Genomic DNA, 7475 nt, shown 5'->3' with positions numbered 1-7475 from the left:
GTGCTGCCGGCCCTGTACCGGTCGGCCTGGTTGGGGATGCCGGTGCTGGCCGACAAGGGGTACCAGGGGGCGGGGATCGGCGTGCTGACCCCCACGAAGAACCCCTGCCCGACACCGGACGAGGAGACCCGCAACAACCTGCTGTCCGCCATGCGGGCCCCGGCCGAGAGGGCCAATGCCATGTTCAAGCACTTCAGGGCCCTGCAACGAGTCTCCCTCGACCCCGCCGCCATCACCACGATCATGGCCGCCGCCCTCGTCATCATCACCCTCTGGCGCGATTCCTGACACGAACCCTGGTGAGAAAGGCTCATTGAGACACCGTGCTAGATTCCCACTTTCGCAGTATTATCGCGTCAGGGAGTACCACGCACCTGACGAGGTGGACGTACAGTTTGTGGCCGTAGTGTCAGGGAGTACTGCGCAGTTGTAGATGCATAGAGTCTTTTTGTCGAGAGATTCTGGGGCACGCCAGGAATCCGCGGTATCTTCGGGCCAGTCATCATCGGATCGTACGGGGCAGGCTCCGGGGGATCGGTAGGGATCGGCGATGGGCCGAGGCCAGCGCCGCGGGGTCGCCCGTACGGTGTTGTGGGCGCGTCCGCGGTGCCGGGGCGGGTGCTGCCGGTATCGGGCATGTGGTGCGGGGACGGTCGGGGCGATGCTGCACATTCGGCCGAGACCCGCCGTCGGAGGATCCGCGGAATCATGCGGAAACGCCTCGACGCTCAACGCCGGTGAAGCTCTCCCATGTGCAGAGCGGGCCCCTCTGCACACGGGTGCTCCTCCACAAGGGCCTGTGCGCCGTCGGCCCCGGTGAGAGAGGAGCGGCGATGACTCGTTAGGCTGAGGTCATGACCGACACCCCTGCCGAGCCCGCCCCCGTGGCGCCGTCTTCCGCCGGACGGGCCCCCGCCGAGCCGTCCGTCTTCACCAAGATCATCAACGGCCAGATCCCGGGCCGCTTCGTGTGGGCCGACGACGTCTGCGTCGCCTTCGCCACCATCGAGCCCCACACCGCGGGCCACGTCCTGGTGGTGCCGCGCCATCAGTTCGAGTCCTTCACCGACGCCGACGAGGCCACCGTCGCCCACCTGGCCGTGGTGGCCCGCAGAATCGCGGCCACCCAGATGCGGGTCTTCGACGCCGCCCGCCCGGGGCTCGTCGTCGTCGGCTTCGACGTGCCCCACCTGCACATCCACGTCCTGCCCCTGTACAAGATCTCCGACATCGATCCGGCCCACGCCCGCGCGGCCTCCGGTGAGGGGCTCGACGCCGCCATGGAGGCCCTGCGCGTGGGACTGCGCGAGGACGGCTGGGGCGAGTTCGTGCCCGCCGCGCTGGGGTCCCCGGCCCTGTGAGCCGCCGCCCGCGACCGGCGGCGTGACCGGCGTCGCCCGTCCGCGCCCCGGTCCGCCGCGGACCGGCGTCGCCCATGGCGCTAGGCTGGCTCCGGGCGATGGCGCGGCTCGACCCCGGGGCCGGGCCGCCCGACGCCCATTTCACGCCACGAGCAGGGAAGGGAGCAGTCCCTCGATGACTGACAACGAGCAGGCGCAGGCCGCCTCCGCCACGCCCCACCGCTACACCGCGGAGCTGGCCGGGACCATCGAGACCGCCTGGCAGGACCGCTGGGAGGAGCTCGGCACCTTCCACGCCGACAACCCCGTCGGGGCGCTGGCGGGCCCGGACGCCGAGAAGGACAAGTTCTTCCTGCTCGACATGTTCCCCTATCCCTCGGGCAAGGGCCTGCACGTGGGCCACCCGCTGGGCTACATCGCCACCGACGTCGTCGCCCGCTTCACCCGCATGACCGGCAAGAACGTGCTGTACACCATGGGCTACGACGCCTTCGGCCTGCCCGCCGAGCAGTACGCCGTCCAGACCGGCCAGCACCCGCGCATCTCCACCGAGGCCAACATCGCCAATATGCGCCGCCAGCTGCGCCGTCTGGGCCTGTCCCACGACCCGCGCCGCTCCCTGGCCACCATCGACGCCGACTACGTGCGCTGGACCCAGTGGATCTTCCTGAAGATCTTCAACTCCTGGTTCGACCCCGACGCCCCGCGCCGCGACGGGCGCGGGACGGGCGCGGCCCGGCCGATCGCCGAACTGGTGGACAAGCTGGAGCGCGGCGAGGTCCCCACCCCCGACGGCCGCCCCTGGGCGGAGCTGGACGAGGGCGAGCGGGCCGACGTCGTCGACTCCCGCCGCCTGGCCTACGTCTCGTCCGCGCCGGTCAACTGGTGCCCGGGGCTGGGCACGGTCCTGGCCAACGAGGAGGTCACCGGCGAGGGCCGCTCCGAGAGGGGCGACTTCCCGGTCTTCAAGCGCAACTTGCGCCAGTGGATGATGCGCATCACCGCCTACGCCGACCGCCTGGCCGAGGACCTGGACACGGTCGACTGGCCGGAGAAGGTCAAGATCATGCAGCGCAACTGGATCGGCCGCTCCGAGGGCGCGGAGGTCGACTTCGCCGTCGAGGGCGCCGCCGAGGCGGGCTCGGACGTTACGAGCCTGACCGTCTACACCACCCGCCCCGACACGCTGTTCGGCGCGACCTTCATGGTGGTGGCCCCCGAGCACCCGCTGCTGGGCGGGCTGCTGGGCGCCGCCGAGGCCGACGACGCCGCCGCCCTGACGGTCCCGGCCGCCTGGCCCGAGGGCACCCGCGGGGCCTGGACGGGCGGGCGCGCCGCCCCGGCCGAGGCGGTGGCCGCCTACCGCGCCCGCGCCGCGGCCGCCACGGAGGCCGAGCGCACCGCCGAGGACCGCCCCAAGACCGGCGTCTTCACGGGCCTGTACGGGATCAACCCCGTCAACGGCGGGCGCGTGCCGATCTTCGTGGCCGACTACGTCCTCATGGGCTACGGCACCGGCGCCATTATGGCCGTGCCCGCCCACGACGAGCGCGACTGGGCCTTCGCGCGCGCCTACGACCTCGACGTCGTCCAGACCATCGGCCCGGCCGACGACCCGCGCTCCGTGGACCTGAGCGCGGGCGCCTACACGGGCGACGGCGTGGCGGTGGACTCCGCCAACGACGAGATCAGCCTGGACGGCATGAGCCAGGGCGAGGCCACGGCCGCCATGACCGCCTGGCTGGAGTCCAAGGGCTCCGGGCGCGGCGCCGTCACCTACCGCCTGCGCGACTGGCTGTTCTCCCGCCAGCGCTACTGGGGCGAGCCCTTCCCGATCGTGTGGGACGAGGACGGGCGCGTCCACGCCCTGCCCGAGTCGGCCCTGCCCGTCGAGCTGCCCGAGGTCACCGACTACTCCCCGCGCACCTACGACCCCGACGACGCCTCCTCCAACCCCGAGCCGCCGCTGGGCGGGGCGCGGGAGTGGGTCGAGGTCACCCTCGACCTGGGCGACGGGCCGAGGCGCTACCGCCGCGAGACCAACACGATGCCCAACTGGGCGGGCTCGTGCTGGTACGAGCTGCGCTACATCGACCCCGGCGACGACGACGCCCTGGTCGACCCGGTCAACGAGGCCTACTGGATGGGGCCGCGCCCGCAGGCCGGCAACGCCTCCGGGGGCACCGACCTGTACGTGGGCGGCGTCGAGCACGCCGTCCTGCACCTGCTCTACTCGCGCTTCTGGCACAAGATCCTGTTCGACCTGGGCGTCGTGTCCTCCTCCGAGCCCTACCACCGCCTGTTCAACCAGGGCTACATCCAGGCCTGGGCCTACAGGGACGCCCGCGACCAGTACGTGCCCGCCGACGAGGTCGAGCGGGGCCCGGACGGGGACGACGGCGAGCCGACCTTCACCTGGCGGGGGGAGCCCGTCAGGCGCGAGTACGGCAAGATGGGCAAGTCCCTGAAGAACATCGTCACGCCCGACGACATGTACAGCGCCTACGGCGCCGACACCTTCCGGGTTTACGAGATGAGCATGGGCCCGCTCGACCAGGACCGGCCCTGGGAGACCCGCGCGGTGGCCGGGGCCCAGCGCTTCCTCCAGCGGCTGTGGCGCAACGTCGTCGACGAGGCCACCGGCGAGGTCACCGTCGTCGACGAGCCCGCCGACGAGGCCACGCGCCGCCTGGTGGCGCGCACCATCGTGGGCGTGCGCGGCGACTACGAGGGGATGCGGCTCAACACCGCCATCGCCAAGCTCATCGTCCTCAACAACCACCTCACGGGCCTGAAGCGGGTTCCGCGCGAGGCCATCGAGGCCCTCACGCTCATGACCGCCCCCGTGGCCCCGCACATCGCCGAGGAGATCTGGATGCGGCTGGGACACGGGCAGTCCCTGGCCCGCGAGGCCTTCCCGGTGGTGGCCGACGCCTCGCTGCTGGAGGCCGAGGCGGTCACCTGCGTGGTCCAGGTCAAGGGCAAGGTCCGCGACCGCCTCCAGGTCGCCCCCGACGTCTCCGAGGCCGACCTGGAGCAGATGGCCCTGGCGGCCCCCGGGGTGGTGCGCGCCCTGGGCGGGCGCGGCGTGCGCAGGGTCATCGTCAAGGCGCCCCGGCTGGTCTCCATCGTCCCCGAGTGAGCCGCCGCCTCGCGGCCTCGGGCTCTCGGGCTGCAGAGTGCGGCTGACCCCGCCGCACGAGGAGAACCGCCGCCGCCTCCCGGGCGAGCCGCCGGGAACCGGGGGCGGTCCGCGCCGATGATCGACGGCGGCGCTCACCGCCCCGCCCGGGGTCGTTGCGGGTCCGGATCTGCCCCGCCCGGCCCGACCCGGTCCACGAGCACGTCACTTAACCCGCGAGCACGTCACTTAACCCGCGAGATCGCCGGGTAACCCTCGAAAACGTACCTCTAGCAGACGTGCTCGCGGGTTAAGTGACGTGCTCGCGGACCTGACCGGCGATCTCACCACCGGACCCGCCTCGACGAGACTCCTCCGCCGGGACCGGCCCCAGGGTCGACCCGGTCCGCAGTTACGGACACGGGCGGATTCGTGCGCGTCGCGCCCGTGGCAGCATGGGCCCCGGCGCCGCGCACCCGCCCAGCGCCGCCCCCACCCCGAGGAGAATCCCGTGCCCGTAGAGTTCGACGCCATCGCCGCCTGGACACTCGTCGCCGAGTGCCCCATCCCCAACGATATCGGCCCGATCCTCGTCCCGGGCGAGCAGCCCTACGTCGCCTACAAGACCTTCCGGGACTCCGCCATCTTCACCGACCGGCGCCTCATCGTCAGGGACTCCCAGGGGATCACCGGCAAGAAGGTCGAGCTGTACTCCCTGCCGTACTCCCGCATCGACATGTGGTCCTCGGAGAACGCCGGTCATCTCGACCATAACGCCGAGATGGAGCTGTGGACCCGCGCCGGCCGCATCAAGATCAAGCTCGGCCGCGGGGTCGATGTCCGCCGTCTCGACAACCTCATCTCCCAGATGGTCCTCGGCGCCCGGTGAGCCGAACCCGCGCCGAGGGCGCCGTCGGCTGCGGGACCGGCCGGCGGGGCGATCCGCCCCGCCCCCGCGTCGAGGCCACGGGGAACCCCGAGTCCGTCGTCGTCATGCTCCAACGTCGCCCCCGCGTCGTGGCCCACAGGCCTTCGCCGGCGTCGCAGGCCCGTGGGCGGGAAGAGCCCGGTGTACTCTTCTCGAGTGCGGCTCCACCGCCGCCCAGCCGGCCGCGGCTGCGACGCACTGCGCCGAGCCCGGCCCCTGACCCGTCAGTCCCAGGGCGCGACCCGCCTGCATCCGTGCCCGCGATCCTCCTCATTGGAGCCACTATGCCGCCTGTTGAGCGCCGTTCGACTCTTGCCGCGTCGGAGGCTGAATTCGTCTCGGGACTCGCCGCCGCCGAAAGCGGTCCGGACGCCGATATCGCAGTGCTCAGCGACGTCCTGCGCCGCCGTCGGGAACTGGACCTCCGCGACCTGCCGATTGACATGAAGGTCGAACTCATCGCTTCGCGCTGCGAACATGTGCTGCCCGGACTCGATCAGCTTGCGAGCCGTCTGTCCGAGCCCGGTGCGACGCTCAAGTTCGGAATTGACCCGACCGGCGCCGAGGTTCACCTCGGACACGCCGTACCGATCATCCTCGCCGATCGGCTTCGACGGATGGGGCTCACCGTGGACTTCATCGTCGGAGACATCACCGCGAGGATCGGGGACCCGAGCGGGCGATCCGCGGACCGCCCGCCCCTCACCCGTGAGGACGTCGCGGCTAATCTCGCCACGTACCGGGAGCAGATCTCGCCGTTCTTCGACTTCGAGAAGGCGCGATTCCACTTCAATAGCGCCTGGCTCGAGCCGGTCACTCTTCCCGATCTCCTCTCGCTGCTGGCCCGGATTCCCGTGTCGCTGACGATGCAGCGCGAGGACTTCCGCAAGCGGATGGCGTCGGGCGCGGGTCTCTCGATGGCCGAGCAGCTGTACTCCGTCGTCATGGCGCTCGACTCCGCCGAACTCGACACGGACATCGAGATCGGGGGGATCGATCAGCTGCTCAACATGCAGATGTGCCGGAGGGTGATGAGTGAACGCGGCCAGGAGCCGGAGATCATCCTCACGACGGCGCTCATCGAGGGAATCGATGGGAGCGGCGCCAAGATGAGCAAGAGTCAGGGCAATTACGTCCCCCTCGCGGCCCCGCCGAGCGAAATATTCGGGCGGATCATGGCGGTTCCCGATCGCCTCGTGCCGGTTTACCTCGCCGCGCTCACCGAGATCACCGACTCAGAGATCCGCAGGGCTACCGCGTCCCTCCACCCGATGGCGGCCAAACGCCTCCTGGCCCACGCGGTGACCGCCGTTCTTCGCGGGAGAGAGGGCGCCCAGGCGGCCCAGGCGGAGTTCCGGGCACGGTTCTCGAGGCGCTCCTTCCGGGAGCTCGATCTGCCGGTTGTGAAGCTGTCGCGCGACTCGGAGAGCCTTCTTGACGCACTGCGCGCCGAATGGCTGAGCGGCCGCTCACGGGCGGACATCCGTCGCGTCGCCAAGCAGGGCGGCTTGAGGTTCGTCGACGACGACAACCGGGAGTTCCATATCGACGAGGAGTCTCTCAGGGGGCCGGTCCGGGACGCGCTCGCCGAGGCGCCGTTCCCGCCCGTCTACTTGAGGGTCGGGAAGCAGATCGCGCGCATCGCCCGGTGACCGATGGCGAGTCATTGAGCCTTTCTCGCTGGGAGCGACGGTCCGCGGGCCCGGGTCGGCGCGGTGACTGGGATGGGCGGGCGTGGGATGGTGCGGTTGGGGTTCCTGGGGCGATCCGGGGCGGGAGCGTGTCCGAATCTGCCACAAAGGCGGTTCGCGGCGGGATCGGTCGCGAACGAAAGCGCAGAATATCAACGATTCTCCTCCCGTGCTCCGGCTCGATCCGGGTCTTTGTGACAGAACATCACGCCCTGCCCCGACGAACTCGTCCGCCGGCTCGTGGAGCGCGGCGAGGACATCAACGCCGCCGATCCCGCCCGGCGCGCCACCCACTGGGGCAAGAAGTACAACGCCATCACCTACGCCCTGCGCGGGGGCGAGAACTACCGGCTCCAGTCCATGCTCGAGGTCGT

The 7475-nt window shown here is 70.8% G+C and carries 5 protein-coding genes; all 5 read left to right on the top strand.

All coding sequences use genetic code 11. The features are described 5' to 3' along the window. A partial coding sequence (locus G446_RS0114800) for a transposase family protein (protein WP_026410712.1) occupies positions 1 to 288 on the top strand: 288 nt, incomplete at its 5' end. Between the two features lie 566 nt (positions 289 to 854). Continuing rightward, positions 855 to 1361, top strand: a complete 507-nt coding sequence (locus tag G446_RS0114795; RefSeq protein WP_051286064.1) for an HIT family protein — start codon at positions 855 to 857, stop codon at positions 1359 to 1361. Positions 1362 to 1536: 175 nt separating this feature from the next. Further along, a complete protein-coding gene (locus G446_RS0114790) occupies positions 1537 to 4503 on the top strand; it encodes a leucine--tRNA ligase (RefSeq protein ID WP_026410710.1) in 2967 nt (988 codons plus the stop codon). 490 nt (positions 4504 to 4993) lie between these two features. Beyond that, the gene (locus tag G446_RS0114785) at positions 4994 to 5371 is read left to right on the top strand and encodes a PH domain-containing protein (RefSeq protein WP_026410709.1); all 378 of its coding nucleotides are present in this window, start codon (positions 4994 to 4996) and stop codon (positions 5369 to 5371) included. Positions 5372 to 5664: 293 nt separating this feature from the next. Further along, the gene (tyrS, locus tag G446_RS18430; protein ID WP_211228319.1) at positions 5665 to 7062 is read left to right on the top strand and encodes a tyrosine--tRNA ligase; all 1398 of its coding nucleotides are present in this window, start codon (positions 5665 to 5667) and stop codon (positions 7060 to 7062) included. The last annotated feature ends 413 nt before the right edge of the window (positions 7063 to 7475 follow it).

It is taken from the genome of Actinomyces dentalis DSM 19115, from assembly GCF_000429225.1.
Classification (GTDB): domain Bacteria; phylum Actinomycetota; class Actinomycetes; order Actinomycetales; family Actinomycetaceae; genus Actinomyces; species Actinomyces dentalis.
Note: the sequence above shows the minus strand (reverse complement) of the source record. Positions and strands in the feature narration are given on the sequence as shown.

Bases quoted from the DNA above. Each gene is read 5' to 3' on its own strand.
- G446_RS0114790 (WP_026410710.1), top strand. From the start codon at position 1,537: ATGACTGACAACGAGCAGGCGCAGGCCGCCTCCGCCACGCCCCACCGC.
- G446_RS0114795 (WP_051286064.1), top strand. From the start codon at position 855: ATGACCGACACCCCTGCCGAGCCCGCCCCCGTGGCGCCGTCTTCCGCC.